19 protein-coding genes are annotated in these 25,990 nt (G+C 69.5%); 15 read left to right on the top strand and 4 right to left on the bottom strand.

All coding sequences use genetic code 11. The features are described from left to right. Positions 1-114: 114 nt before the first annotated feature. From ACGF3J_RS06530 to ACGF3J_RS06540, 3 genes are all read left to right on the top strand, one after another. Positions 115-525, top strand: coding sequence for an ATP-binding protein (locus ACGF3J_RS06530; RefSeq protein WP_161327716.1), 411 nt, complete (start codon positions 115-117; stop codon positions 523-525). Positions 526-754: 229 nt separating this feature from the next. Beyond that, entirely contained in the window at positions 755-3,343 is a 2,589-nt protein-coding gene (locus ACGF3J_RS06535) for a SpoIIE family protein phosphatase (RefSeq protein ID WP_161327715.1), read from the top strand. Between the two features lie 101 nt (positions 3,344-3,444). Continuing rightward, entirely contained in the window at positions 3,445-4,563 is a 1,119-nt protein-coding gene (locus tag ACGF3J_RS06540) for a glycoside hydrolase family 18 protein (RefSeq protein ID WP_393853559.1), read from the top strand. Here the strand turns inward: ACGF3J_RS06540 and ACGF3J_RS06545 are convergent. Genes ACGF3J_RS06545 through ACGF3J_RS06560 form a run of 4 tightly spaced genes read right to left on the bottom strand, consistent with a single transcriptional unit; the run spans position 4,560 to position 8,424 of the window. Then, complete coding sequence (locus ACGF3J_RS06545; protein WP_161327714.1) at positions 4,560-5,327, bottom strand: succinate dehydrogenase/fumarate reductase iron-sulfur subunit; 768 nt, start codon at positions 5,325-5,327, stop codon at positions 4,560-4,562. The genes ACGF3J_RS06540 and ACGF3J_RS06545 overlap by 4 nt on opposite strands. Next, positions 5,324-7,270, bottom strand: a complete 1,947-nt coding sequence (locus ACGF3J_RS06550) for a fumarate reductase/succinate dehydrogenase flavoprotein subunit (protein ID WP_161327713.1) — start codon at positions 7,268-7,270, stop codon at positions 5,324-5,326. Before ACGF3J_RS06550 ends, ACGF3J_RS06545 begins: the two co-directional genes overlap by 4 nt. Then, positions 7,270-8,106: a hypothetical protein gene (locus ACGF3J_RS06555; RefSeq protein WP_161327712.1), complete on the bottom strand. Its 837-nt coding sequence runs from the start codon at positions 8,104-8,106 to the stop codon at positions 7,270-7,272. Before ACGF3J_RS06555 ends, ACGF3J_RS06550 begins: the two co-directional genes overlap by 1 nt. 27 nt (positions 8,107-8,133) lie before the next feature. Then, positions 8,134-8,424: a hypothetical protein gene (locus ACGF3J_RS06560; protein ID WP_161327711.1), complete on the bottom strand. Its 291-nt coding sequence runs from the start codon at positions 8,422-8,424 to the stop codon at positions 8,134-8,136. A 306-nt stretch (positions 8,425-8,730) separates the two neighbouring features. Here ACGF3J_RS06560 and ACGF3J_RS06565 point away from each other — a divergent pair, with 306 nt between their 5' ends. The 12 genes from ACGF3J_RS06565 (at position 8,731) to ACGF3J_RS06620 (ending at position 25,988) form a co-directional block, all read left to right on the top strand. Then, entirely contained in the window at positions 8,731-10,989 is a 2,259-nt protein-coding gene (locus ACGF3J_RS06565; RefSeq protein ID WP_393853560.1) for an ABC transporter substrate-binding protein, read from the top strand. A 144-nt stretch (positions 10,990-11,133) separates the two neighbouring features. Further along, positions 11,134-13,041: a translational GTPase TypA gene (gene typA, locus ACGF3J_RS06570; protein ID WP_161330857.1), complete on the top strand. Its 1,908-nt coding sequence runs from the start codon at positions 11,134-11,136 to the stop codon at positions 13,039-13,041. Between the two features lie 866 nt (positions 13,042-13,907). Beyond that, positions 13,908-14,939 carry an ABC transporter permease gene (locus ACGF3J_RS06575; protein WP_393853561.1) on the top strand — a complete coding sequence of 344 codons (1,032 nt, stop codon included), beginning with the start codon at positions 13,908-13,910 and terminating at the stop codon, positions 14,937-14,939. Between the two features lie 112 nt (positions 14,940-15,051). Then, entirely contained in the window at positions 15,052-16,851 is a 1,800-nt protein-coding gene (locus tag ACGF3J_RS06580) for an ABC transporter substrate-binding protein (protein WP_393853562.1), read from the top strand. Between the two features lie 111 nt (positions 16,852-16,962). Then, entirely contained in the window at positions 16,963-17,940 is a 978-nt protein-coding gene (locus tag ACGF3J_RS06585; protein WP_161330860.1) for an ABC transporter permease, read from the top strand. Positions 17,941-17,950: 10 nt separating this feature from the next. Beyond that, positions 17,951-19,012, top strand: coding sequence for an ABC transporter ATP-binding protein (locus ACGF3J_RS06590; RefSeq protein ID WP_161330861.1), 1,062 nt, complete (start codon positions 17,951-17,953; stop codon positions 19,010-19,012). A 27-nt stretch (positions 19,013-19,039) separates the two neighbouring features. Continuing rightward, positions 19,040-20,185 (top strand): ABC transporter ATP-binding protein, encoded by a 1,146-nt coding sequence (locus ACGF3J_RS06595; protein WP_161330862.1) that lies wholly within the window; start codon positions 19,040-19,042, stop codon positions 20,183-20,185. A gap of 209 nt (positions 20,186-20,394) precedes the next feature. Further along, positions 20,395-22,026: an ABC transporter substrate-binding protein gene (locus ACGF3J_RS06600; protein WP_161330863.1), complete on the top strand. Its 1,632-nt coding sequence runs from the start codon at positions 20,395-20,397 to the stop codon at positions 22,024-22,026. 9 nt (positions 22,027-22,035) lie between these two features. After that, on the top strand, positions 22,036-22,959 hold the full coding sequence (locus tag ACGF3J_RS06605) for an ABC transporter permease (protein ID WP_161330864.1): 924 nt from the start codon (positions 22,036-22,038) through the stop codon (positions 22,957-22,959). Then, positions 22,952-23,932, top strand: a complete 981-nt coding sequence (locus ACGF3J_RS06610; protein ID WP_161330865.1) for an ABC transporter permease — start codon at positions 22,952-22,954, stop codon at positions 23,930-23,932. Before ACGF3J_RS06605 ends, ACGF3J_RS06610 begins: the two co-directional genes overlap by 8 nt. 9 nt (positions 23,933-23,941) lie before the next feature. Continuing rightward, positions 23,942-24,925 carry an ABC transporter ATP-binding protein gene (locus tag ACGF3J_RS06615; protein WP_122616062.1) on the top strand — a complete coding sequence of 328 codons (984 nt, stop codon included), beginning with the start codon at positions 23,942-23,944 and terminating at the stop codon, positions 24,923-24,925. Next, positions 24,918-25,988: an ABC transporter ATP-binding protein gene (locus ACGF3J_RS06620; RefSeq protein WP_161330866.1), complete on the top strand. Its 1,071-nt coding sequence runs from the start codon at positions 24,918-24,920 to the stop codon at positions 25,986-25,988. The genes ACGF3J_RS06615 and ACGF3J_RS06620 overlap by 8 nt, the downstream gene beginning before the upstream one ends. The last annotated feature ends 2 nt before the right edge of the window (positions 25,989-25,990 follow it).

Genomic DNA, 25,990 nt, shown 5'->3' on the forward strand with positions numbered 1-25,990 from the left:
CGCACGCCGCGCGTGACACCGTGCGCCCTCCCGAGCGGTACCGAGCCCGAATCCAGGGTATGTGCCCATTAACCCCATGAAACCGGACATGGGTGGGGGATCGCCGGCCAGGAAGTGAGCGGCGTGATCGACAGCGAGGGCGGCCGTGCGGAGTGGGTCTTTCCCGCGGTGCCGGACGCCGTGCGGACCGCCCGCCGGCAGGTGCGCGGTGCCCTGCGCGAGTGGGACCTCGACTGTGTCGGCGACATCGCCGTCCTGCTGGTCAGCGAACTGGTGACCAACGCCCTGCGGCACGCCACCGGCCCCATAGGCGTCTGCCTGCTCCGCCGCCCCGCGGCACCGCCCGGGATCCTGCTGGTGGAGGTCTCCGACCCGGTGCCCGACCCGCCGCGCGAGCGCGTCGCCCGCCCCGAGGACGAGGACGGCCGCGGTCTCCAACTGGTGGCATCGTCCGTGCACCGCTGGGGCACCCGGGCCGGGGACGCGGGCAAGACGGTGTGGTTCGAACTCACGCTCCCGGGGTGACGGAACGGCCACAACTGGTTCAGGCCAGTGGCAGTTGTGGAACAGCGTGATTCGATGCCGTGTCCGCTGGTTAGAAGACTGGAAGTGTTGGCGCGGTCCGGACCGAAAACCATCGGGACCGTGCTGTGATCGTGAACACCGTGTTGTGCGGCGCCGTAGTGCTGGATACTGCGGGCAGCCGCCTTTGGTGACCGGTGCCGGACGCGGTGAGCTGGAGGGGACGGTTCGCGTGAGCGAGATACCAGCGAGGCCCACGAAGTCGGAGGGCCCGTCGGAGGACGCGCCACTCGGTGACGCGGTGTGGCAGAGCAGCCCGCCCGGCTCCATCTACGACTACATCAAGGTCGCGTCCTTCTCCATCGGCCCCGACGGGCTCGTCGACCAGTGGAGCCTGCGCGCGGAGCAACTGCTCGGCATCCCCGCCGAACACGCGGTCGGCACCGACCCCATCGACGCCTTCATCGACCCCGACCTGCGGGAGCGCGGCCAGCGGAAGATGGCCGAGATCCTCGACGGCCGGGAGTGGACCGGCGTGGTCCCCTTCCGCGCGCCGGACGCCGACGGCGGCCACAGGACCGGGACCGGTCGCGGAACACGCGGCCTCGCCGAGGTGTACGTCATGCCGACGCGGACGGAGGACGGCGAGAAGGCCGCCGTCTGCATCGTCGTCGACGTGCGCGTCCTGCGCAGCATCGAGACCGATCTCGCCGCCTCGCAGGCCATATTCGGCCAGTCTCCGTTCGGCTTCCTGCTGATCGACCCCGACCTCCGGGTGCGCCGCGCCAACCAGCGGTTCGCCTCCACCTTCGGCGGCACACCCGACGACCACCGCGGCAAGGGCGTCCACGACTACCTGCCGCGCGCCGAGGCCGACCGGGTCTCCGCGACCCTGCGCCGGGTGCTGGAGAGCGGCGACTCCATCACGGACATGCACGTCACGGGATTCGTGCCCGGTTCGGAGGAACGCCGCCACTGGTCGGTCAACCTCTACCGCGTCCACAGCGGTTCGGGCCGCCCCATCGGCGTCGCCTGGCTGGGAACCGACATCACCGCCCGCCGCGCCGCCGCCCGCGAGGCCGCCGCCGCCCGCCGCAACCTCGCGCTGCTCAACGAGGCCGGCGCCCGCATCGGCAACTCCCTCGACCTGGAGACCACCGCCCGCGAACTCCTCGACGTCGTCGTCCCCGGCTTCTGCGACCTCGCCACCGTCGACCTCTACCAGGGCCTCCTGGTCGGCGACGAGACCCCCGCCGGCCTCGCCGACGGCAGCGCGGAGCTGCGCCGCGTCGCCTACTCCAGCGCCGTCTCCGACGCGCCCCTGCACGGCGCCGGCGAGCGCGTGCAGCTCGGCGCCGTCCACCACTACCCCTTCAACTCGCCCTGCGCGGACGCCCTGCGCACGGGCCGCCCGCGCACCGTCCCCGCCGAGGACGGCAGCCTCGTACAGTCCACGCTCGCCGTGCCGATGGTCGCCCACGACACGGTCGTCGGACTCGCCCAGTTCGCCCGGACCAAGGGCAGCGAACCCTTCGGCGACCGGGACCGCGACCTCGCCGTGGAGCTGGCCGCGCGCGCCGCCGTCTGCATCGACAACGCCCGCCTCTACCGGCGCGAGCACGAACGCGCGCTGATACTGCAACGCTCACTCCTCCCGCCCGGCGACCCCGAGGCCTCCGGGCTCGACATCGCCTGCCGCTACCTGCCCGGCGAAGCGGCCACCGGCCGGGCCAGCGAGGTCGGCGGCGACTGGTTCGACGTCATCGAACTCCCCGGCCACCGCACCGCGCTGGTCGTCGGCGACGTCATGGGCCGCGGGCTGCGCGCGGCCGTCGCGATGGGCGAACTCCGCACCGCCGTCCGCACCCTGGCCCAGCTCGACCTCGAACCGGCCGAGGTGCTCTCCCAGCTGGACGAGATCGCGCGCGGCCTCGGCGCACCCGGCGGCGTCCAGCAGGCCACCCGGGCCGCCCGCCGACCCCGCGAGGCCGACCTCTCCGAGGTCTACCTGGCGACCTGCGTGTACGCCGTCTACGACTCGGTGACCCGGCGCTGCACCTTCGCCAACGCCGGCCACCTGCCGCCCGTCCTGGTCGAGCCCGGCGAGTCCGCGCTGATGCTGGACGTGCCGCCCGGCCTGCCGCTCGGCGTTGGCGGGGAGCCCTTCGAGGAGGTGGAGGTCGAACTGCCCGAGGGCGCCCTGCTCGCCCTCTACACCGACGGCCTGGTCGAGAGCCGCGACCACCCCCTCGACGAGGGACTCCAGGCCTTCGTGGGAGCCCTCACCGACCCCACCCAGCCGTTGGAGGACGTCTGCGACCAGGTCCTCAACACCCTCGACAGCCACCACGGCGAGGACGACATCGCCCTGCTGATGGCCCGCGTCCAGGGCCTGCCCACGGAGTCCGTCGGCGACTGGACCCTGCCGCGCGAGCCGCGCAGCGTCGGCCGGGCCCGCGAGCTGGCCCGCGCCCAGCTGCTCGACTGGGACATGGAACCGCTGGTCGACACGACGGAGCTGCTGGTCAGCGAACTCGTCACCAACGCGCTCCGGTACGGCGAGGGCGAGATCAGGCTCCGCCTGCTGCTCGACCGCACCCTGGTCTGCGAGGTCTGGGACTCCGGCCTGGTCCAGCCCCGCAGGCGCCGCGCCCGTGACACCGACGAGGGCGGCCGGGGCCTGCAACTGGTCGGGCTGCTCAGCGCGGCCTGGGGCTCCCGCCGTACGCCACGCGGCAAGACGGTGTGGTTCGAACTGCCCCTGCCGGGCGGCGACACCCAGCTCACGGACCCGGCGGAGGCCCTGCTGAGCCTGTTCTGACCCACCGCGCCCCCTGACCGCAACCGGAACACCGGTTCGACTCGTCCCCGCAGGCAACACGCGGGGCGCGTCGCGTCGGCGCTCCGCAGGGAGGGGACCCGGTGGGACACACAGAAGCGAAGGCCGACGGCGAGAGCGAGGGCCCGAGCCAGAGCGAGGGCCAGAGCGAGAGCAAGGGCAGGAGCCAGAGCGAGGGCCAGAGCGAGAGCAAGGGCAGGAGACGGAGACGGCTGCGCCGCATCACCCTCGCCGTCCTCGTGGTCCTGCTCCTCCCCCTCCTCACCGCCGAGGCCGCCCTCCGCGTCAACTACATGGGCGACCCCGCCGACGGCACGTACACCAGGAACCGCGACGCGATCTGGCTCGGCCACGCCTGGGTCGACGGCCGCAAGGACGACGCGGACCTCGCCGCCTTCGCCCGCCGCGTCGAGTCCACCGGCATCCGCGACCTGTACGTCCACACCGGCCCGATGGAGCACGACGGCACCCTGCCGAAGTCGCTGTACCCGAAGGCGCGCTGGCTGATCGACGGCGTGCACCGCGAACTGCCCGGCGTCCGCGTCCAGGCGTTCCTCGGCGACGTCCTCGCCACCGAAAGTCCCGACGGCATGCGACTGGAGAAGGCGGCCACCCGCGCCGCCGTCGTCGACTCGGCCCGCCAGGTCCTGGACGCGGGCTACGAGGGCGTCCACCTCGACCTGGAGCCGCTGCACTCCGGGGACCGGGACTACCTCTCCCTCCTGGACGACGTACGCGCCGTCACCCGGGACCGGGACGCGCAACTCTCCGTCGCCGCCCACCAGATCGACCCGCTGCCCGGCTTCCACTCCTTCTGGGGCACGGTCGCCGGGCACCCCAAGTGGTGGTCGCAGAAGTTCTTCGGCCAGGTCGCCCGCCGCGTCGACCAGATCGCCGTCATGTCGTACGACACCATGCAGCCCCTGGAGAGCCTGTACGGCGGGTACGTCGCCCAGCAGACCTCGCTCGCGCTGGAGGTGACCCCGCCCACCACTCACCTGCTGATGGGCCTGCCCTTCTACCACGAGAACCGCTTCGGACACTGGAATCACGCGGAGACCGTCGCCGCCGCCGTGCGCGGCGTCCGCCTGGGCCTGTCCCGCACCGACGCCGACCGCGAGCGCTTCGGCGTCGCCGCGTACATCGACTTCGCGGCGACGGACGAGGACTGGACGTCGTACCGGAACGGCTGGGTGCGCTAGGACCGGCGCCTGATCTTCGAACCCAGCCAGACCAGCGGGTCGTACTTGCGGTCCACGGCCCGTTCCTTGAGGGGGATCAGCGCGTTGTCCGTGATCTTGATGCCCTCGGGGCAGACCTCCGTACAGCACTTGGTGATGTTGCAGTAGCCGAGGCCGTGCTCGTCCTGGGCCGTGCGCCCGCGGTCCAGGCCGGTGTCGTCGGCCGCGTCCAGCGGGTGCATGTCCAGTTCGGCGACGCGCATGAGGAAGCGCGGCCCCGCGAAGGCCGGCTTGTTCTCCTCGTGGTCACGCACCACATGGCAGGTGTCCTGGCACAGGAAGCACTCGATGCACTTGCGGAACTCCTGCGAGCGGTCCACGTCCTCCTGCGCCATCCGGTACTCGCCCGGCCCGAGGTCGGCGGGCGGGACGAAGGACGGGATCTCGCGGGCCTTGGTGTAGTTGAAGCCGACGTCCGTCACCAGGTCGCGGACGACGGGGAAGGCGCGCAGGGGCGTGACGGTGATCGTCTCCTCGCGGGTGAAGACGGACATCCTGGTCATGCACAGCAGCCGGGGCCGCCCGTTGACCTCCGCGGAGCACGAACCGCACTTGCCCGCCTTGCAGTTCCAGCGCACGGCGAGGTCGGGGGCCTGGGTGGCCTGGAGGCGGTGGATGATGTCGAGGACCACCTCGCCGTCGTTCACCTCGACCTTGAAGTCCTCCAGCCCGCCGCCCCCGACGTCACCGCGCCACACCTTGAAGCGGGCCTGGTAGCCGCTCATTCGGACCGCCCCTCCAGTTCCTCGTCGGCGAGGTACTTCACCAGCTCCTCCTTGTCGAAGAGGGCGAGCAGGTCGGGCCGGATCGGCTCGGTGGTCTGCCGTTCCAGGGTGATCTGGCCGCGCTCCGGGTCCGTCGCGCCCAGGGCGCCCGCCGGGTCGGCGAGCGTGCACAGCAGGTTGGCCGGGCGCCAGCGGCGGTCCATCGACGGATGGTCCTCGCGGGTGTGCCCGCCGCGGGACTCGGTGCGTTCCAGCGCGGCCCGGGCCACGCACTCGCTGACCAGCAGCATGTTCCTGAGGTCCAGGGCGAGGTGCCAGCCGGGGTTGAACTGCCGGTGCCCCTCGACGCCGGCCCGGCGGGCCCGTACCCGCAGCTCGGCCAGTTTCTCCAGGGCCTGCTTCATCTCCGGCTCCCGCCGGATGATGCCCACCAGGTCGTTCATCGTCTGCTGGAGTTCCTGGTGGAGGGTGTACGGGTTCTCCGGCGGGCCGTCCCCGGGCGCCTCCGCCTCGGCGGAGAACGGCCGCAGCGCCTCGGCCGCGGCGGCGTCGACCTGGGGGTCGTCCACCCGCGGACGCGTGCCGGACGCGCTGCCCGCCGCGTACTCGGCGGCGTGCCGGCCCGCCCGGCGCCCGAAGACCAGCAGGTCGGAGAGGGAGTTGCCGCCGAGTCGGTTGGAGCCGTGCATGCCGCCGGCCACCTCGCCGGCCGCGTACAGCCCCGGTACCCCGCGCGCGGCGGCCGTGTCGGAGTCGACGGCGATGCCGCCCATCACGTAGTGGCAGGTGGGCCCGACCTCCATCGCCTCGGCCGTGATGTCGACGTCGGCCAGCTCCTTGAACTGGTGGTACATGGAGGGCAGCCGGCGCCTGATCACCTCGGCGGGCATCCGGGTCGACACGTCCAGGAAGACCCCGCCGTGCTGGGAGCCCCGGCCCTCCTTGACCTCGGCGTTGATCGCGCGGGCGACCTCGTCGCGGGGGAGCAGCTCCGGCGGACGCCGGTTGTGGTCGGGGTCGTCGTACCAGCGGTCGCCCTCTTCCTCGGACTCGGCGTACTTCTCCTTGAAGACGTCCGGGACGTAGTCGAACATGAACCGCTTGCCGTCCGAGTTCCTCAGCACCCCTCCGTCGCCGCGCACCGACTCCGTGACGAGGATGCCCTTCACCGAGGGCGGCCAGACCATGCCCGTCGGGTGGAACTGCACGAACTCCATGTTCAGCAGGGGTGCTCCGGCGAGCAGCGCCAGGGAGTGGCCGTCCCCGGTGTACTCCCACGAGTTCGACGTCACCTTGAAGGACTTGCCGATCCCGCCGGTGGCGATGACCACAGAGGGCGCCTCCAGCACGAAGAAGCGGCCGGTCTCCCGCTCGTAGCCGAAGACGCCGGACACCTGGCGGCCGTCCTTGAGCACGCGGGTGACCGTGCACTCCTGGAAGATCCGGAGCCGGGACTCGTGGTCGCCGGTCTCCCGGAAGTCCTCCTGCTGGAGGGAGACGATCTTCTGCTGGAGGGTGCGGATCAGCTCCAGGCCGGTGCGGTCGCCGACGTGGGCGAGGCGCGGGTACTCGTGGCCGCCGAAGTTCCGCTGGGAGATCCGGCCGTCCTCGGTCCGGTCGAACAGCGCGCCCCAGGTCTCCAGCTCCCACACCCGCTGCGGCGCCTCCTGGGCGTGCAGCTCGGCCATCCGCCACTGGTTGAGGAACTTGCCGCCGCGCATCGTGTCGCGGAAGTGGACCTGCCAGTTGTCCCCGGAGTTGACGTTGCCCATGGCGGCCGCGATGCCGCCCTCGGCCATCACGGTGTGCGCCTTGCCGAACAGCGACTTGCAGATCACGGCCGTACGGGCGCCCCGCTCGCGGGCCTCGACGGCGGCGCGCAGCCCGGCGCCGCCCGCGCCCACCACGACGACGTCCCATTGCTGCCGGTCGACCACGGACATCAGAAGAACCTCGGATCGTCGAAGGCACCGGACGCGACGAGATACACGTAGAGGTCGGCGACCCCCACGCTCACCAGCGAAGCCCACGCGAGCTGCATGTGCCGGGCGTTGAGCTTCCCGACCCACTGCCACATCCGGTAGCGCACGGGATGCCGGGAGAAGTGCTTGAGCTTGCCGCCGACGATGTGCCGACAGGAGTGGCAGGAGAGGGTGTACGCCCAGATCAGCACGATGTTGGCGAGGAAGACCAGGGTGCCCAGGCCCATGTGGCCCCACGCGTAGTCCTCGTCGCGGAAGGCGAGCACGGTGTCGTAGGTGAGGATCAGGGCGACCAGCAGTGCCGCGTAGAAGAAGTACCGGTGGACGTTCTGCAGGATGAGCGGGAAGCGGGTCTCGCCGGTGTACTTCTGGTGCGGCTCGGCCACGGCGCAGGCGGGCGGGGAGGCCCAGAAACCGCGGTAGTAGGCCTTGCGGTAGTAGTAGCAGGTCAGGCGGAAGCCGAGCGGGAAGATCAGGATGATGACGGCGGGGGAGATGCCCCACCACCCGCCGAAGATCTCCCAGTTGGGTCCGCCGCGCATCGGCTCGCAGTTCTCCGCCAGACAGGGGGAGTAGAAGGGCGAGACGTACGGGGCCGCGTAGTAGTCCGCGTTGGCGAAGGCCCGCCAGGTCGAGTAGGCGACGAAGGCCAGCAGGCCCGCGGCGGTGGCGGCCGGGGCCAGCCACCAGCGGTCGGTGCGCAGGTGCGGGGCGCGGATGGCGGCGCGCGTCGGGGTGTGGACGCCGCCGCCCCGGGGATGGGGTTCGGTGTCTGGAGGTTCGGTGCCAGTGGCCACTGGGCGACTCCGGTTGTCGGGGCGGGTTCAGGGGGCGTGGCGGTCGCGGGCGCCCAGTCCCTCGTCGTCCGTGTCCGTCCACAGCGAGAGGTCGTACGGATCGTCGGAGATGGTGACGAGGTCGGGCCGCTTCGGCGCGCCCGGCGAGGCGGCGGCCTCCCGCAGCAGCGCGACGCTCTCGCGCAGGTGCCCGGCGTCGGTGCGGACCCGGCGGATCTCCAGGCCCCCGCTGCCGAGCTGCTGTTCCAGGCGGCCCACCGAGCGGGACAGGTCGTCGAGGGTGTGCTGGATCCTTGTCAGTTCCTCGTGCACGGACATGACGTGACCTCACTTCCTTCGGCCGCGGCCAGGGGCCGGCCTTGGATGGCGACGTTCATGCGCCTGCGAGTGTTGCGCGTCACACCCGCCGGTGGGAAGGGATGTGCACCGATTGACCGAGGCGCGTGGATGCACTCCTGGGTCCGTTGCTCCACTCGGGTGGCCTTACCCGCCGTCGCCGCCGTGTCGCCCTCCGTTGCCGAATCCTTTCCCCTTCAGTGGCCACAGACCGGCTGAATACAAATGATCAACTCCAAATACCGCTAAAGCGATCACCACGCCCGCGGCCTTCCGGAGGTAGCAGAGATGTCCCACGTCGGCGTCGGACCGCGCGCTGTGATGCGCTCGGTCGCCTTCCTCACCGCGGGCGCGCTCGCGGTCCCCGCGCTGGCCGCCTGCACCTCCGAGGAACCGAAGGGCAAGCCGCTCGCCGGGCAGGACACCGCCGCCGCGGCCCGCGCCCGGATCTCCGACGGCGGCACGCTGCGCTGGGCCGCGGACTCCGTGCCGGAGACCCTGAACTCCTTCCAGTCCGACGCCGACGCGACCACGACCCGCGTCGCGCAGGCCGTGCTGCCCTCGATGTACCGGATGGACGAGACCGGCCGCCCGGTCCGCAACCCCGACTACCTGGAGTCGGCCGAGGTCGTCGACACCGAGCCCAAACAGGTCGTCGTGTACAAGCTGAACCAGCAGGCGGTCTGGAGCGACGGCCGGGAGATCGGCGCCGCCGACTTCGCCGCTCAGTGGCGCGCCCTGTCCGGCAAGGACAGCGCGTACTGGACCGCCCGCAACGCCGGCTACGACCGCATCGAGAAGATCGAGCGCGGCGGCGACGACCTGGAGGTCAAGGTGACCTTCAGCCGCCCCTACGCCGACTGGAAGTCCCTGTTCACGCCGCTGTACCCGAAGGACGTCATGGGCACCCCCGACGCCTTCAACGACGGCGCGCGCCGTGAGCTGAAGACCACCGCCGGGCCCTTCGCGGTCAAGAAGGTCGACACCAAGGAGGACGAGGTCGTCCTCACCGGCAATCCGCGCTGGTGGGGCGAGCCGGCCAAGCTGGAGCAGATCGTCCTGCGCGCCGTCCCCCGCGAGAAGCGGGTCTCCCAGCTCGCGGCGGGCAAGCTCGACCTCGCGGAGATCGACCCGGACACCGCTGAGGAGGTCACCGTGGCCGCCGGTCCCCGCGACGCCGGCACCGGCACCCCGCTGATGGGGCCGGAGGACAGCCCGGCCGCAGACCCGGAGGACAGCCCCGCCGCCGGACCGCAGGGCAGGTCGGCCGCGCGGGCGCTGCGGTCCTGGGCCATCGCCAAGGGCTCCGACGAGGACGCCGCCGAGGAGGAGACCCTCGCCCGCGAGGAGCGGGAGGAGGCACTGGCCAAGCGGGAACGCAGGCAGCGGGCGCTGAGCGGCTTCGAGGTGCGCAAGTCCCTGGAGCCCGCCTACACCCAGCTCGCCCTCAACGGCGCCGACGGGCCCCTCGCCGACGAGCGCGTCCGCCGCGCCGTGGCCCGCGCCCTGGACCGGGGGAAGCTGGCCAAGGCCGTCCTGGGGCCGCTGGGCCTGCCGGCCGAGCCGGTCGGCAGCCACGTCGCGCTGGCCGGCCAGCCCGCCTACGCCGACGGCAGCGGCGCGCTCGGCGAGCAGAACGCCAAGGAGGCCCGGGCCCTGCTCGCGGACGCCGGCTGGGTGCCCGGCGGGCCGGTGAAGAAGCCCAAGGAGGCCGAGAAGGCGGCCGGCGCCGAGGGCGACAAGGAGAGCGACGGCAAGAAGAAGTCCGAGGACGGCGACGACGACGGGACGTACATCGTCGGCGAGGACGAGAAGAACGACGGCGAGAACGATGGCGGCGCCAAGAACGAGGACGACGGCACCGACCAGGAGAGCGGCGAGAAGCACAGCAGCGGCAAGAACACCGCGCAGGGCGGCGCCACCGGCGCGTACGCCCCCAAGGGCACCGCCGCCCCCGCCGCCGCCGAGGCCCCCGTCGCCAAGGACGGCAAGGCGCTCACCCTGCGCTTCGTGCTCCCCTCGGGTCCGGGCTCCGACGCGCTGCGCACCGTCGCCGACCGTGTCTCGGACATGCTGGAGAAGATCGGCGTCGGCACCGACATCACCAAGGTGCCGGACGAGAGCTACTTCAAGGACCACATCGCCTCCGGCGAGTACGACCTGGCCCTCTACTCCTGGCCCGCCTCCGCCTTCCCCGCCACCGACGCCCGCCCCATCTACGCCAAGCCCGTCCCGGCCGCCGACGGTTCCCTGAACGTCGCGCAGAACTACACCCGGGTCGGCACCGACCAGGTCGACCAGCTCTTCGACCGGGCCATGGGCACGCTGGACGAGGGAGAGGCGCGGGACCTGCTGCGCAAGGCCGACTCGCGGATCTGGGCGGCGGCCGGCTCCATTCCGCTCTACCAGCGGCCCCAGCTGATCGCGGCCCGCAAGAACCTCGCCAACGCGGGCGCCTTCGGCTTCGAGACGCCGGTCTACCAGGACATGGGCTTCCTGAAGAAGGGCGCGAACGGCTCCCGGCCCTCGGCCACGCCCTCGTCCTGACGCGGCCCCCACCCCCTCCCGGCAAGCCCCAGCCCCCGGAGCCCCGTACCATTGGGTGAGGCCGTGGCATGTACCGCCCGGCAGGCCCGCGTGACACGGACGTACGCGAGGGCCGTCCACACACCCTCCGGGAGTACGCCTCATATGGCCACGCGCCACGACATCCGCAACGTAGCCATCGTCGCCCACGTCGACCACGGCAAGACCACCATCGTCGACGGCATGCTGAAGCAGGCCGGTGCCTTCGCCGCCCACCAGCTCGAGGGCGTCGACGACCGCATGATGGACTCGAACGACCTGGAGCGTGAGAAGGGCATCACGATCCTCGCCAAGAACACCGCGGTGAAGTACCACCCGAAGGACGGCGGGGACCCGATCACGATCAACATCATCGACACCCCCGGCCACGCCGACTTCGGCGGCGAGGTCGAGCGCGGTCTGTCGATGGTCGACGGCGTCGTCCTGCTCGTGGACGCCTCCGAGGGCCCGCTCCCGCAGACCCGCTTCGTGCTCCGCAAGGCGCTCAGCCAGCGGCTGCCGATCATCCTCTGCATCAACAAGACGGACCGCCCGGACGCCCGGATCGACGAGGTCGTCAACGAGACCTACGACCTCTTCCTGGACCTGGACGCCGACGAGGAGCAGATCGAGTTCCCGATCGTCTACGCCTGCGGCCGGGACGGCGTCGCCTCCCTGACCAAGCCCGACGACGGCACGGTCCCCTCGGACTCCACCAGCCTGGAGCCGTTCTTCTCGACGATCCTCGACTACATCCCCGCCCCGGTGTACGACGAGGCCGCCCCGCTCCAGGCGCACGTCACCAACCTGGACGCGGACAACTTCCTCGGCCGCATCGCGCTGCTGCGCGTGCACCAGGGCGAGCTGAAGAAGGGGCAGACCGTCGCCTGGATGAAGCGCGACGGCTCCGTGGCCAACGTGCGGATCTCCGAGCTGATGATGACGGAGGCCCTCACCCGCAAGCCCGCCGAGAAGGCCGGCCCGGGCGACATCTGCGCGGTCGCCGGTATCCCCGACATCATGATCGGCGAGACCCTGGCCGACCAGGAGAACCCGGTCCCGCTGCCGCTGATCACGGTGGACGAGCCCGCGATCTCCATGGTCATCGGCACCAACACCTCCCCGCTGGTCGGCCGCGGCGCCACCGGCAAGGGCGCGGACAACAAGGCGGCCGTCAAGGACCGCAAGGTCACCGCCCGCCAGGTCAAGGACCGCCTGGACCGCGAGCTGATCGGCAACGTCTCGCTCCGCGTCCTGGACACCGAGCGCCCCGACGCCTGGGAGGTGCAGGGCCGCGGTGAGCTGGCGCTGGCCATCCTGGTCGAGCAGATGCGCCGCGAGGGCTTCGAGCTGACCATCGGCAAGCCGCAGGTCGTCACCAAGGAGGTCGACGGCAAGACGCACGAGCCCGTCGAGCGCATGACGATCGACGTGCCCGAGGAGCACATGGGCGCGGTCACGCAGCTCATGGGCGTGCGCAAGGGCCGGATGGACAACATGTCCAACCACGGTTCGGGCTGGGTCCGCATGGAGTTCGTGGTGCCCTCCCGCGGTCTGATCGGATTCCGGACGGAGTTCCTCACCCAGACCCGCGGCACGGGCATCGCCCACTCCATCCACGAGGGCCACGAGCCCTGGTTCGGCGCCCTGACGACCCGCAACAACGGCTCCCTGGTCGCCGACCGCTCCGGTGCCGTCACCGCGTTCGCGATGACCAACCTCCAGGAGCGCGGCGTGCTCTTCACGGAGCCCGGCACCGAGGTGTACGAGGGCATGATCGTCGGCGAGAACTCCCGCGCCGACGACATGGACGTCAACATCACCAAGGAGAAGAAGCTCACCAACATGCGGTCGTCCTCGGCCGACTCGTTCGAGGCGATCGTCCCGCCGCGCAAGCTCTCCCTGGAGCAGTCCCTGGAGTTCTGCCGCGACGACGAGTGCGTCGAGGTGACCCCGGAGGCCGTCCGCATCCGCAAGGTGAACCTGGACGCCCGTGAGCGCGCCCGCGCCGCGAGCCGGGCCAAGCACGGCTGACCCTCCCCGTAGCGAACGGCACCGGACACCACGGCTGACGTGGTGTCCGGTGCCGTTTCGTATGGCTGAAGGGAACAGGTAGGGAAAACCCTCGATTTTGCCGCGGACCGGCACCGGGCGGTCCCGTCGGCACTAACCTGCGCGGGAGCACCCGGGGCATCGCGCTCGAGGACGAGGTTCGAGTCCGACGCGAGACAGAGCTGTCTGTCAGCTTGCACCTCCCGAGGGTCACGCGCAATCAATTTCTGTCGCGCGGACGTCCGTTATACGGACAGTGACTCCCGTTAGATGTGTAACAAGTCCGTTTCGCAGCGATCTCGCACCAAACCCTTTGTCCGGATTTTGAAAGATCTGGCCCCTATCTGTGATCGAACCGAGACCTCGAACCTGTGGTTCGTTAGCCGGAGGATGGCAGATAGTTAGGCGCGTAGAGCTCGGATAAACGGGTCACGCGCTGACGGGGCGCAGGCTCGCGAGCACGAGGACGCCAGGCGATCTCCGGTCACCGGTGAGTGGCCGGGATGTGTCGCGTGCTCCTCTTTGCGGTGAACCAGCGGATTCATGAGGAGGAACCCATGCGAGGTGCCACAAGCGCCATATGGGTCGCATCGTTCCCGATGGCAGGTGTAGGCCCCGCGGGTACGTTCCGTGCCGTCACGGTAGATGCGGCAGCGGCGAGGCGTCGCCAACTTCCTTGACGACGCGTGCCGTCGGTCGGTGGTTCCGACCGCGAGCCAGGGTTCTCCAGGGGGCGGTGCCGCCCCTGAGTCGTTGTTCCCCTCGCGCGCTGCGAAAGACGTACGCCGTGCGAAGGCCGTCGGACTCGTGCACTCCCGACGACCTCCAACCTGTGAAATGGACGAATCATGACGAGTCCAATCGAGATTGAGGGTGCTGAAGCCTCTTCCGTCTTGGACAAAGAGAGCGCGCCGCAGGGTGACGCCCCGGAGACCAAGGAGCCGGAAGGGCGCAAGCCCGGACAGTTGATGTGGGCGCGCTTCAAGCGCGACCGCGCCGGTGTGATATCTGCCTTCGTCGTCCTGTTCTTCTTCGTGATCGCGGCGGCGGCTCCGCTGATCTCGATGGTGTACGGCAAGGACCCGTACACGCTCTACGGGCAGGTCAACCCCGATCTGCTGGACATGTTCACCATGCCCGCCGCGCCGTTCGGCGGCATCGACGGCGAGTTCTGGTTCGGTATCGAACCGGGCCTGGGCCGGGACGTGTTCACCCAGCTGCTGTACGGCATGCGCAACTCGATGGCCACGGCACTGGCCGCCACCCTCATCATGACGGTGCTGGGTGTCCTGATCGGTCTCGCCGGCGGCTACTTCGGCGGGAAGATCGACTACTGGCTCGGCCGGATCACCGACTTCTTCATGGCCCTGCCCAGCCAGCTGTTCTTCGTCGCGGCGATGCCCGTCATCACCACGGTGTTCGTCGCCCCGGACAAGGAGACGCCCACCTACGTGCGCGCCTGCGCGATCATCATCGTGCTGTCCTTCCTGGGATGGATGAGCATGGCCCGCATCGTCCGCGGCGCCACGATGTCCCTGCGCGACCGGGAGTTCATCGAGGCGGCGCGGATCTCCGGGGCCTCGCCCTGGCGCATCCTCCGCAAGGAACTGCTGCCCAACATCGTCACCCCGACGCTGGTACAGGCGACGCTCACGCTGCCGAGCACCATCCTCAGCATCGCCTTCCTGTCCTTCGTGGGCGTCGGGTACGTCGAGCCCACGCCGGACTGGGGACGGATGTTCGCCATCGGCGCCAACATCGTCGAGCAGGATCCGTACTACATGCTCTTCCCCGGAGTGGCCATGGTGATCTTCATTGTGGCCTTCAACCTCCTCGGTGACTCGGTGCGGGACGCCTTCGATCCCAAGACGAACCGCTGAGATCCAGGGGATATCCCCCCACATCCTCGCCCGGCCGGTTCGGTGCCGCTCAGCCCGGCCCCGGCCACGTACCAGCAGTGCTCACTACTCACAGGCAGGTGGATTCGTCCCTATGAGCATCTTCCGTAACCGCACCGCCACGGCCGCCATAGTCGCGGTCGCCGCCGGCGCACTGACTCTCACCGCCTGCGGTGGTGGCAGCGACAGCTCCTCCAAGGACAACAGCAAGCAGAAGGAGGACGCCAAGTCGCAGTCGAAGCCGGTCAAGATCGGTGACGCCGCGGCGTCCACCGGTCCGGCTCCCGACGTCGAGGGCGCCAAGCCGGGCGGTGTCGCGACCGTGTACCAGGAGGCGGACTTCTCGCACCTGGACCCGGGTCAGATCTACGTCTCGGACGGCAAGCTGCTCAGCCGCCTGATCTTCCGCGGCCTGACCCAGTACGACGAGGACGAGAACGGCAACCTGACCGTCGTGGGCGACCTCGCCACCGACGCGGGCAAGTCCTCCGAGGGTGGCAAGACCTGGACGTACACCCTCAAGGACAACCTGAAGGACGCGAACGGGAACCCGATCAACTCCGCGGACATCCGCAACACGGTCGAGCGCCTGTACTCGAACTACATCACCGACGGCCCGACCTACCTCCAGCAGTGGCTGTCCGGTGACGGCACCACCTACCGCGACGCCTACGCGGGCCCGGACAAGGGCAAGCACCTGCCCGACACCGTCCTGGAGACGCCGGACGACAAGACGATCGTCTTCCACTTCAAGGAGGCGCGTCCCGACGTCCCGCAGATGCTGACCATGCCCGGTTACAGCGTCGTGCCCGAGGAGACGGACACCAAGGCGAAGTACGACAACGCCCCCGTCGCCGTCGGCCCGTACAAGATCGCCGACTTCAAGCCGGGCAAGTCGATGAAGCTGGTCAAGAACACCCAGTGGGACCCCAAGTCCGACTCGGTGCGCCACCAGTACGTCGACGGGTTCAACATCTCGATGAACCACGACGACGAGGACCAGACCAAGACCCTCCTCGCCGACCAGGGCGAGGCCAAGAACGCGATGATGTTCACGGGCCAGGTCGCCACCACCCAGCTCCAGAAGGTCGTCGGCGACAAGCAGGCGATGCAGAACCGCACGATCCAGGGCTACGCCCCCTACGTGTGGCAGCTGAACTTCAACCTGGACCGCATCAAGGACAAGAAGCTCCGTGACGCGATCACCCTGGCGCTGCCCTCGGACTCGGTCTTCAAGGCCGACGGCGGTGCCTACGGCGGTGAGGTCGCCAACTCCCTGATGTCGCCCACGACCCCGGGCTACGACGGCGAGTTCGACCCGTTCAACCGCGCCAAGAAGCCGAACGGTGACATCGAGGCCGCCAAGAAGCTGATCAAGGAGGGCGGCTTCGAGGGCAAGAGCCTCGTCTACGCCTACGGCAACACGCCGACCCGGCAGAAGCAGGCCGTCCTGATCGCGACCGCGCTGGAGAAGATCGGTCTGGACATCCAGAAGAAGGAGATCGACTCCGCCACCTGGTACGAGCAGGTCGGCAAGGTCAAGAACGGCTACGACCTCTACATGACCGGCTGGGGCCAGGACTGGCCGTCCGCCTCCACGGTCATCCCGCCGGTGTACGACGGCACGCAGATCCAGGACGGCGCGTCGAACTACTCGCACATCAACGACGACCACGTGAACGCCGAGGTCAAGCGCATCCAGAAGATCGCTGACCCGGCGGAGGCCACGAAGGCCTGGGCCGAGCTGAACGAGTACATCTCCAAGGAAGTCAACCCGGCCGCCCCGATCTACTACACCAAGGTCTTCCAGATCTTCGGTTCGAACATCGGCGGCATCCGCTACAGCTCGGACTCGAGCTACGTGGACGTGACGCGGGTCTTCCTCAAGAAGTAGTCCGTTCGGTCGGGAAACCGGTGGGGGCGCGCGGCGGAGCGCCCCCACCGGGCCCGGATTCCTCCAGACCTCCCCATCCGACTGCCGCAGTCCTGAGAGCAGCTGTCTGCCATGCTTCAATTCCTCATTCGCCGGTCCTTCGGCGCGGTGCTGATCCTGGTGTTGATCAGTGCCTTCACCTTCTTCATGTTCTTCGCGATCCCGCAGGACCCGGCCCTGCTGGCCTGTGGCAAGAACTGCACTCCGGACGCGCTGGACGTCATCCACAAGAACCTCGGCCTCGACAAGCCGGTCACCGTCCAGTACTGGAACTTCCTGATCGGCATCTTCGCCGGCCGTGACTTCGCCGTCGGACACTGCGACGCCCCGTGCTTCGGTGTCTCCTTCGCGAACAACCAGAACGTCTGGGACACGATCATGGACCGCTTCCCGCTGACGGTCTCGCTGACCGTCGGAAGCCTCGTGGTCTTCCTCATCGTCGGCCTCGGCGCCGGTCTGCTTGCCGCCAGGAACCGCGGTACGTGGATCGACAAGGTGTTCAGCTCCGGTTCGCTGGTCATCAGCTCCCTGCAGATCTACTTCCTCGGCCCGCTCGTGCTGCTGGCCCTCGTCTACAGCACCGGCTGGCTGGAGAAGCCGAAGTACGTGCCGATCTCGGAGGACGCCGCCGGGTGGTTCGCGGGCCTGCTGATCCCATGGCTCGTCATGGCGACCATCTTCACCGCCAACTACACCCGCATGAGCCGCTCGTCGATGATCGAGCAACTGCAGGAAGAGCATGTGAAGGCGGCCCGCGCCAAGGGCATGTCGGGCAACTACACCTTCTTCCGCTACGCCTGGCGCGGCTCGCTCGTCCCCATCGTCACCATCCTCGGTATCGACCTGTCCGCCCTCATGGGCGGCGGCATGGTGACCGAGATGACGTTCGGCCTGGCCGGCATCGGCCGGCTCGCGCTGGAATCCGTCATCAACAAGGACCTGCCGATGCTGATGGGCGTCATGCTGGTCAGCGCCGCGCTCATCATCGTCTTCAACCTGATCGTGGACGCCCTGTACGCCGTCATCGACCCGCGCGTGCGCCTGTCCTAGGAGAACCACCGTGACCACTCAGACCAAGCCCGAAGAGGCCCCGGCCGCCGCCGCGGGGGACGCGTTTCTCTCGGTGCGCGACCTCAAGGTCCACTTCTCCACCGAGGGCGGCGTCGTCAAGGCGGTGGACGGACTCTCCTTCGACCTGGAGCGCGGCAAGACCCTCGGCATCGTGGGCGAGTCCGGCTCCGGCAAGTCGGTGACCAACCTGGCCGTCCTCGGCCTGCACGACCGCCGCAAGACCGCCATCGACGGCTCGATCACCCTGGACGGCCAGGAGCTGACCGACGCCGGTGAGAAGCAGCTGGAGAAGCTGCGCGGCAAGAAGATGGCGATGATCTTCCAGGACGCGCTCACCGCGCTGTCGCCGTACTACACGGTCGGCAGGCAGATCGGCGAGCCGTTCATGAAGCACAACGGCGCGTCCAAGCGGGACGCCCGGGTGCGCGCCATCGACCTGCTCCAGAAGGTCGGCATCCCGAGTCCGGAGAAGCGGGTCGACGACTTCCCGCACCAGTTCTCCGGCGGTATGCGCCAGCGGGCCATGATCGCCATGGCGCTCTCCTGCAACCCGGACCTGCTGATCGCCGACGAGCCGACCACGGCCCTCGACGTGACGGTGCAGGCGCAGATCCTCGACCTGCTCAAGGACCTCCAGCAGGAGTTCGGCTCCGCGATCATCATGATCACCCACGACCTCGGCGTGGTCGGCAACATGGCCGACGACATCCTGGTCATGTACGCGGGCCGGGCCGTCGAGCGCGGCTCGATGCGTGAGGTACTCAAGTCGCCGCAGCACCCGTACACCTGGGGTCTGCTGGGATCGATGCCGAGTCTCTCCTCGGACATCGACGAGCCGCTGATGCCGATCCCGGGGTCGCCGCCGTCGCTGATGAACCCGCCCTCGGGATGTGCTTTCCACCCGCGGTGCGGCTTCACCGACCTGGTCTCCGGCACCCGGTGCTCCGGTGAGCGTCCGGTGCTCCCCGAGGGCCGCGCCGCCGCCTGTCACCTGACGGGAGACCAGCGGCAGCAGGTGTTCATCGAGAAGATTCAGCCCCGGCTGGGCTGAGCGGAAACCGGCGACTGGGGCATCACCATGAGCGACAACACCAAGACGACAACGGCGGTGGCCGACTCCTTCCCGCAGCAGCGGGACGGCGACACCGCACCGCTTCTCCAGGTCAGGGGCCTGACGAAGCACTTCCCCATCAAGGGCGGCTTCCCGATCAAACGCACCGTCGGCCACGTCAAGGCCGTCGACGGCGTCGATTTCGAGGTCTACCCCGGGGAGAGCCTGGGCCTCGTCGGCGAGTCGGGCTGCGGCAAGTCGACCACCGGCCGGCTGCTGACCCGTCTCTACGAGCCCACGCAGGGCACGATCGAGTACAAGGGCCGGGACATCACCCGCGCCAACCGGCGGCAGCTGGCGCCGATCCGGTCCGAGATCCAGATGATCTTCCAGGACCCGTACGCGTCGCTGAACCCCCGGCAGACCGTCGGCACGATCATCTCGGGCCCGATGGAGATCAACGGGATCAACCCGCCCGGCGGCCGGGAGAAGCGCGTCCGCGAGCTCCTGGAGATCGTCGGTCTCAACCCGGAGCACTACAACCGCTTCCCGCACGAGTTCTCCGGCGGTCAGCGCCAGCGCATCGGCGTCGCGCGCGCCGTCGCACTCGAGCCGAAGCTCATCGTCGCCGACGAGCCGGTCTCGGCCCTCGACGTGTCGATCCAGGCCCAGGTGGTCAACCTGCTGCAGGAAGTGCAGCGGGAGATGGGCATCGCGTTCGTGTTCATCGCCCACGACCTGGCGATCGTGCGGCACTTCTCGCAGCGCGTCGCGGTGATGTACCTCGGCAAGGTCGTGGAGATCGCGGACCGCGACTCGCTCTACAACCGGCCCCGTCACCCGTACACGCACGCCCTGCTGTCGGCGGTGCCGGAGGTCGACGTCGACGCGGAGAAGCGGGAGCGGATCCGCCTGCAGGGCGACGTGCCCTCGCCGGTCGCCCCGCCGTCCGGCTGCCGGTTCCGCACCCGGTGCTGGAAGGCGCAGGACAAGTGCGCCACCGAGGAGCCGCCGCTGGTGCAGCTCTCCGGCAACCGCGCGGGCCACCTGACGGCCTGCCACTTCCCGGAGGAGCCGACGACCGAGGCCAGGGACGTGGACATCGTCATGGACCCGGGTCTGAAGGCGCTGGAGGAGGACGCGGACGGCGGCACGAAGCTCACCAAGAGCTGAACCGGCACCTGCGACACGAGGGGCGGGGACGGGAGCACACTTCCGTCCCCGCCCCTCGTCGTGCCCTCCCACCGCCGGCACCCGTCCGACACCCGTCCGGCGGACATCCGCAACCCGTACGGACCGTACGGGTGTGCGCCGTGCCACCGGCCCCCCGAAGCTGACCTGGAACGCACCAGCGGACGAGTCAGGGCACGAGGAGGCACTCCATGCGCGGAGCGACGCACGCCAAACGGGCCGCATGCGCGGCGGCGGTAGCCCTCGCGGCGACGGCCTGCGGCGGCGGGGGCGGGGACAGCGGTGGGGACAGCGGCGCCGTGCTCAGCTCCTCGTGGGGCGACCCCCAGAACCCGCTGGAGCCGGCCAACACCAACGAGGTGCAGGGCGGCAAGGTCCTCGACATGATCTTCCGGAACCTGAAGAAGTACGACCCGAAGACCGGCGAGGCCAAGGACATGCTCGCCGAGAAGATCGAGACCTCCGACTCGCAGAACTACGACATCACCGTCAAGGACGGCTGGACCTTCAGCAACGGCGAGAAGGTCACCGCCCAGTCCTTCGTCGACGCCTGGAACTACGGCGCGAGCCTGAAGAACAACCAGCGCAACGCGTACTTCTTCGCCTACATCGACGGCTACGACAAGGTGCACCCCGAGGACGGCGGCGACCAGAGCGCCGACACGCTCTCCGGGCTGAAGGTGACCGGCGAACGCACCTTCACCGTCAAGCTCAACCAGAAGTTCTCCAGCTTCCCCGACACCCTCGGCTACAACGCCTTCGCGCCGCTGCCGAAGGCGTTCTTCGACGACCACGACGCCTGGCTCCAGAAGCCCGTCGGCAACGGCCCCTACCAGGTCGACAACTACACCCGCGGCAACCAGATGTCGCTGCGCACCTGGGACCAGTACCCCGGCGACGACAAGGCCCAGAACGGCGGCGTCGACCTGAAGGTCTACACCGACAACAACACGGCCTACACCGACCTGATCGCCGGCAACCTCGACCTCGTCGACGACGTCCCGGCCGCCCAGCTCAAGAACGTGAAGAACGACCTCGGCGACCGGTACATCAACACCCCGGCCGGCATCATCCAGACCCTCGCCTTCCCGTTCTACGACGAGGACTGGAACAAGTCCGGGTCGGAGAAGGTGCGCAAGGGCCTGTCCATGGCGATCGACCGCAAGCAGATCACCGACACGATCTTCCAGCAGACCCGCACCCCGGCCACCGACTGGACCTCACCGGTCCTCGGCGAGGACGGCGGCTACAAGGCGGGCCTCTGCGGCGACGGCTGCGACTACAACCCCGAAGAGGCGAAGAAGCTGGTCAAGGACGGTGGCGGGCTCCCCGGCGGCCAGGTCAAGATCACGTACAACGCGGACACCGGCTCCCACAAGCAGTGGGTCGACGCGGTCTGCAACTCCATCAACAACGCCCTGGACAACGACCGCGCCTGTGTCGGCAACCCGGTCGGCACCTTCGCCGACTTCCGCAGCCAGATCACCGACCGGAAGATGAGCGGCCCCTTCCGCGCCGGCTGGCAGATGGACTACCCGCTCATCCAGAACTTCCTCCAGCCGCTCTACTACACCAACGCCTCCTCCAACGACGGCAAGTGGTCCAACCAGGAGTTCGACGACCTGGTCGACAAGGCCAACGGCCAGACGGACGAGGCCGAGGCCGTCAAGACCTTCCAGCAGGCCGAGGAGGTCGTCCGCGACAACATGGCCGCCATCCCGCTCTGGTACCAGAACGGCAGCGCCGGCTACTCGGACCGCCTCTCCGACGTGGAGCTGAACCCGTTCAGCGTCCCGGTGTACAACGAGATCAAGGTGAGCTGAGGGGGCGCCATGGGACGCTACGTCGTCCGGCGGCTGCTCCAGATGATCCCGGTCTTCATCGGGGCCACGCTGCTGATCTTCCTGATGGTCAACGTGATGGGCGACCCCATCGCGGGACTCTGCGGCGACCGGGAGTGCGACCCGGCCACCGCGGCCCAGCTCCGGAAGGAGTTCGGCCTCGACAAGCCCGTCTGGCAGCAATACCTGACCTACATGGGCAACGTCTTCACCGGCGACTTCGGCACCGCCTTCAACGGCCAGCCGGTCACCGAGCTGATGGGGACCGCGTTCCCGGTCACCATCCGGCTCACGATCATCGCCATCCTCTTCGAGATCGTCGTCGGCATCGTCCTCGGCGTCGTCACCGGCCTGCGCCGCGGCCGCCCCGTCGACACCGGGGTGCTGCTGCTCACCCTGGTCGTCATCTCCGTGCCCACCTTCGTCACCGGCCTGCTGCTCCAGCTCCTGCTCGGCGTGAAGTGGGGCTGGATCGACCCGGCCGTCTCCTCCGAGGCGCCCTTCGACGAGCTGATCGTCCCCGGCTTGGTCCTCGCCTCGGTGTCCCTGGCCTACGTCACCCGGCTGACCCGCACCTCCATCGCGGAGAACCGGCGCTCCGACTACGTCCGCACCGCCATCGCCAAGGGCCTGCCGCGCCACCGGGTCATCACCCGGCACCTGCTGCGCAACTCCCTCATCCCCGTGGTCACCTTCATCGGCACCGACATCGGCGCCCTGATGGGCGGCGCCATCGTCACCGAGCGGATCTTCAACATCCACGGCGTCGGCTACCAGCTCTACCAGGGCATCCTGCGCCAGAACACGCAGACCGTGGTCGGCTTCGTCACCGTCCTGGTCCTCGTCTTCCTCATCGCCAACCTCGTCGTCGACCTCCTGTACGCCGTACTCGACCCGAGGATCCGCTATGCCTGAACAGGAGCCCTACGAGCCCGAGCGCGCCATCGCGGGCACCGGCATGGGCGGCACCATGGACCTGGGCGCGAGCGAGGCCGTGACCCTGGAGAAGGCACCGGGCCCCGACGGCGGCAGCCCGCAGGACAAACCCCGCAGCCTCTGGTCCGACGCCTGGCACGACCTACGCCGCAACCCGGTCTTCATCATCTCCGCCCTGGTGATCCTCTTCCTGGTCGTCATCTCCATCTGGCCGTCCCTGATCGCCTCCGGCAACCCCCTCAAGTGCGACCTCGCCAAGGCCCAGGAGGGCTCCCAGCCCGGCCATCCCTTCGGCTTCAACGGCCAGGGCTGCGACGTCTACACCCGCACCGTCTACGGAGCCCGTACGTCGGTGGCGGTCGGTGTCCTCGCCACCCTCGGGGTCGCCGTCCTCGGCAGCGTCCTCGGCGGCCTCGCCGGCTTCTTCGGCGGGGGCGGGGACGCGGTCCTCTCCCGGATCACCGACATCTTCTTCGCGATCCCGGTCGTCCTCGGCGGCCTGGTGCTGCTCTCCGTGATCACCAGCAACACCGTCTGGCCGGTCATCGGCTTCATCGTGCTGCTCGGCTGGCCGCAGATCTCCCGCATCGCCCGCGGCTCCGTCATCACCGCCAAGCAGAACGACTACGTGCAGGCCGCCCGCGCCCTCGGCGCCTCCAACTCCCGGCTGCTGCTGCGGCACATCGCGCCCAACGCCGTCGCCCCCGTCATCGTCGTGGCGACCATCGCGCTCGGCACCTACATCTCCCTGGAGGCGACCCTGTCCTTCCTCGGCGTCGGCCTGAAGCCGCCCAGCGTCTCCTGGGGCATCGACATCTCCGCCGCCGCCCCCTACGTCCGCAACGCCCCGCACGCGCTGCTGTGGCCGTCGGGCGCGCTGGCCATCACCGTCCTCGCGTTCATCATGCTCGGCGACGCGGTGCGCGACGCCCTCGACCCGAAGCTGAGGTGAGCCGGCGCCATGCTGCTCGAAGTGCGCGACCTGCACGTGGAGTTCCACACCCGGGACGGCGTCGCCAGGGCCGTCAACGGCGTCAGCTACGGCGTCGACGCGGGCGAGACCCTGGCCGTGCTCGGCGAGTCCGGCTCCGGCAAGTCCGTCACCGCCCAGACGATCATGGGCATCCTCGACATCCCGCCGGGCCGGATCACCTCCGGCGAGATCCTCTTCGAGGGCCGGGACCTGCTGAAGCTGAAGGAGGAGGAGCGCAGGAAGGTCCGCGGCGCCGAGATGGCGATGATCTTCCAGGACGCGCTGTCCTCGCTGAACCCCGTCCTGACCGTGGGCGACCAGCTCGGCGAGATGTTCACCGTGCACCGGGGCATGTCCCGCAAGGACGCCCGCGCCAAGGCCGTCGAGCTGATGGACCGGGTCCGCATCCCGGCCGCGAAGGAGCGGGTGCGGCAGTACCCGCACCAGTTCTCCGGCGGCATGCGCCAGCGCATCATGATCGCCATGGCGATGGCCCTGGAGCCCAAGCTGATCATCGCCGACGAACCGACCACCGCCCTCGACGTCACCGTCCAGGCCCAGGTCATGGACCTGCTCGCGGAACTCCAGCGCGAGCTGCACATGGGCCTCATCCTCATCACCCACGACCTGGGCGTGGTCGCCGACGTCGCCGACAAGATCGCCGTCATGTACGCGGGCCGCATCGTCGAGACCGCCCCCGTCCACGACATCTACAAGAACCCCGCCCACCCCTACACCCGCGGCCTGCTGGAGTCGATCCCGCGCCTGGACCAGAAGGGCCAGGAGCTGTACGCCATCAAGGGCCTGCCGCCCAACCTCACCCGCATCCCGCCCGGCTGCGCCTTCCATCCGCGCTGCCCGATGGCCCAGGACGTCTGCCGCACCGACGTACCGCCGCTGTACGACGTCACCGAGTCCGACGCGGAGCGGGGCAGCGCCTGCCACTTCTGGAGGGAGTGCCTGCATGGCTGAGCCGATCCTTCAGGTCACCGGCCTCGTCAAGCACTACCCGCTGACGACCGGCATCCTCTTCAAGAAGCAGGTCGGCGCGGTGAAGGCGGTCGACGGCGTCGACTTCCACCTCGACCGCGGCGAGACCCTCGGCATCGTCGGCGAGTCCGGCTGCGGCAAGTCCACGGTCGCCAAGATGCTGGTCAACCTGGAGAAGCCGACGGCCGGCGAGATCCGCTACAAGGGCGAGGACATCACCAAGCTGTCCGGGAAGGCCCTCAAGGCGGTCCGCCGGAACATCCAGATGGTCTTCCAGGACCCCTACACCTCCCTCAACCCCCGCATGACGGTCGGCGACATCATCGGGGAGGCGTACGACATCCACCCGGAGGTGGCGCCGAAGGGCGACCGGCGGGCCCGGGTCCAGCAGCTGCTGGACGTGGTCGGCCTCAACCCGGAGTACATCAACCGCTATCCCCACCAGTTCTCCGGCGGCCAGCGCCAGCGCATCGGCATCGCGCGCGGCCTCGCCCTGCGCCCGGAGATCATCGTCGCCGACGAACCCGTCTCGGCCCTCGACGTCTCCGTCCAGGCCCAGGTGATCAACCTGATGGGCCGCCTCCAGGACGAGTTCGACCTGTCCTACATCTTCATCGCGCACGACCTGTCGATCGTCCGGCACATCTCCGACCGGGTGGGGGTGATGTATCTCGGCCGCATCGTGGAGACCGGCCGGGACGCCGAGATCTACGACCATCCGACCCACCCCTACACCCAGGCCCTGCTGTCCGCCGTACCGGTGCCCGACCCGGAGGCCCGGGAGCACCGGGAGCGGATCATCCTGGCCGGCGACGTCCCGTCCCCGACGAACATCCCCTCCGGCTGCCGCTTCCGCACCCGCTGCTGGAAGGCGCAGGAGCGCTGCGCGCTGGAGGTGCCGGCCCTCGCCGTCCCCGCGGAGTTCCGCTCGGTCTCCGGACCCGCGGCCCACGACTCGGCGTGCCACTTCGCCGAGGAGAAGCAGGTGGTGCCGCCCGAGAGCGAGGGCGACGGCACCGGGGGAGACGGCAGCGGGCCGGGGTGACA

This window comes from Streptomyces sp. NPDC048171, assembly GCF_043202655.1.
GTDB lineage: Bacteria > Actinomycetota > Actinomycetes > Streptomycetales > Streptomycetaceae > Streptomyces.

Excerpts from the sequence above, each read along its gene's own strand:
- ACGF3J_RS06545 (WP_161327714.1), bottom strand. The coding sequence starts at position 5,327 with ATGAGCGGCTACCAGGCCCGCTTCAAGGTGTGGCGCGGTGACGTCGGG.
- ACGF3J_RS06550 (WP_161327713.1), bottom strand. The coding sequence starts at position 7,270 with ATGTCCGTGGTCGACCGGCAGCAATGGGACGTCGTCGTGGTGGGCGCG.
- ACGF3J_RS06560 (WP_161327711.1), bottom strand. The coding sequence starts at position 8,424 with ATGTCCGTGCACGAGGAACTGACAAGGATCCAGCACACCCTCGACGAC.
- ACGF3J_RS06565 (WP_393853560.1), top strand. The coding sequence starts at position 8,731 with ATGTCCCACGTCGGCGTCGGACCGCGCGCTGTGATGCGCTCGGTCGCC.
- typA (WP_161330857.1), top strand. The coding sequence starts at position 11,134 with ATGGCCACGCGCCACGACATCCGCAACGTAGCCATCGTCGCCCACGTC.
- ACGF3J_RS06575 (WP_393853561.1), top strand. The coding sequence starts at position 13,908 with ATGACGAGTCCAATCGAGATTGAGGGTGCTGAAGCCTCTTCCGTCTTG.
- ACGF3J_RS06580 (WP_393853562.1), top strand. The coding sequence starts at position 15,052 with ATGAGCATCTTCCGTAACCGCACCGCCACGGCCGCCATAGTCGCGGTC.
- ACGF3J_RS06585 (WP_161330860.1), top strand. The coding sequence starts at position 16,963 with ATGCTTCAATTCCTCATTCGCCGGTCCTTCGGCGCGGTGCTGATCCTG.
- ACGF3J_RS06595 (WP_161330862.1), top strand. The coding sequence starts at position 19,040 with ATGAGCGACAACACCAAGACGACAACGGCGGTGGCCGACTCCTTCCCG.
- ACGF3J_RS06600 (WP_161330863.1), top strand. The coding sequence starts at position 20,395 with ATGCGCGGAGCGACGCACGCCAAACGGGCCGCATGCGCGGCGGCGGTA.
- ACGF3J_RS06605 (WP_161330864.1), top strand. The coding sequence starts at position 22,036 with ATGGGACGCTACGTCGTCCGGCGGCTGCTCCAGATGATCCCGGTCTTC.
- ACGF3J_RS06610 (WP_161330865.1), top strand. The coding sequence starts at position 22,952 with ATGCCTGAACAGGAGCCCTACGAGCCCGAGCGCGCCATCGCGGGCACC.
- ACGF3J_RS06615 (WP_122616062.1), top strand. The coding sequence starts at position 23,942 with ATGCTGCTCGAAGTGCGCGACCTGCACGTGGAGTTCCACACCCGGGAC.
- ACGF3J_RS06620 (WP_161330866.1), top strand. The coding sequence starts at position 24,918 with ATGGCTGAGCCGATCCTTCAGGTCACCGGCCTCGTCAAGCACTACCCG.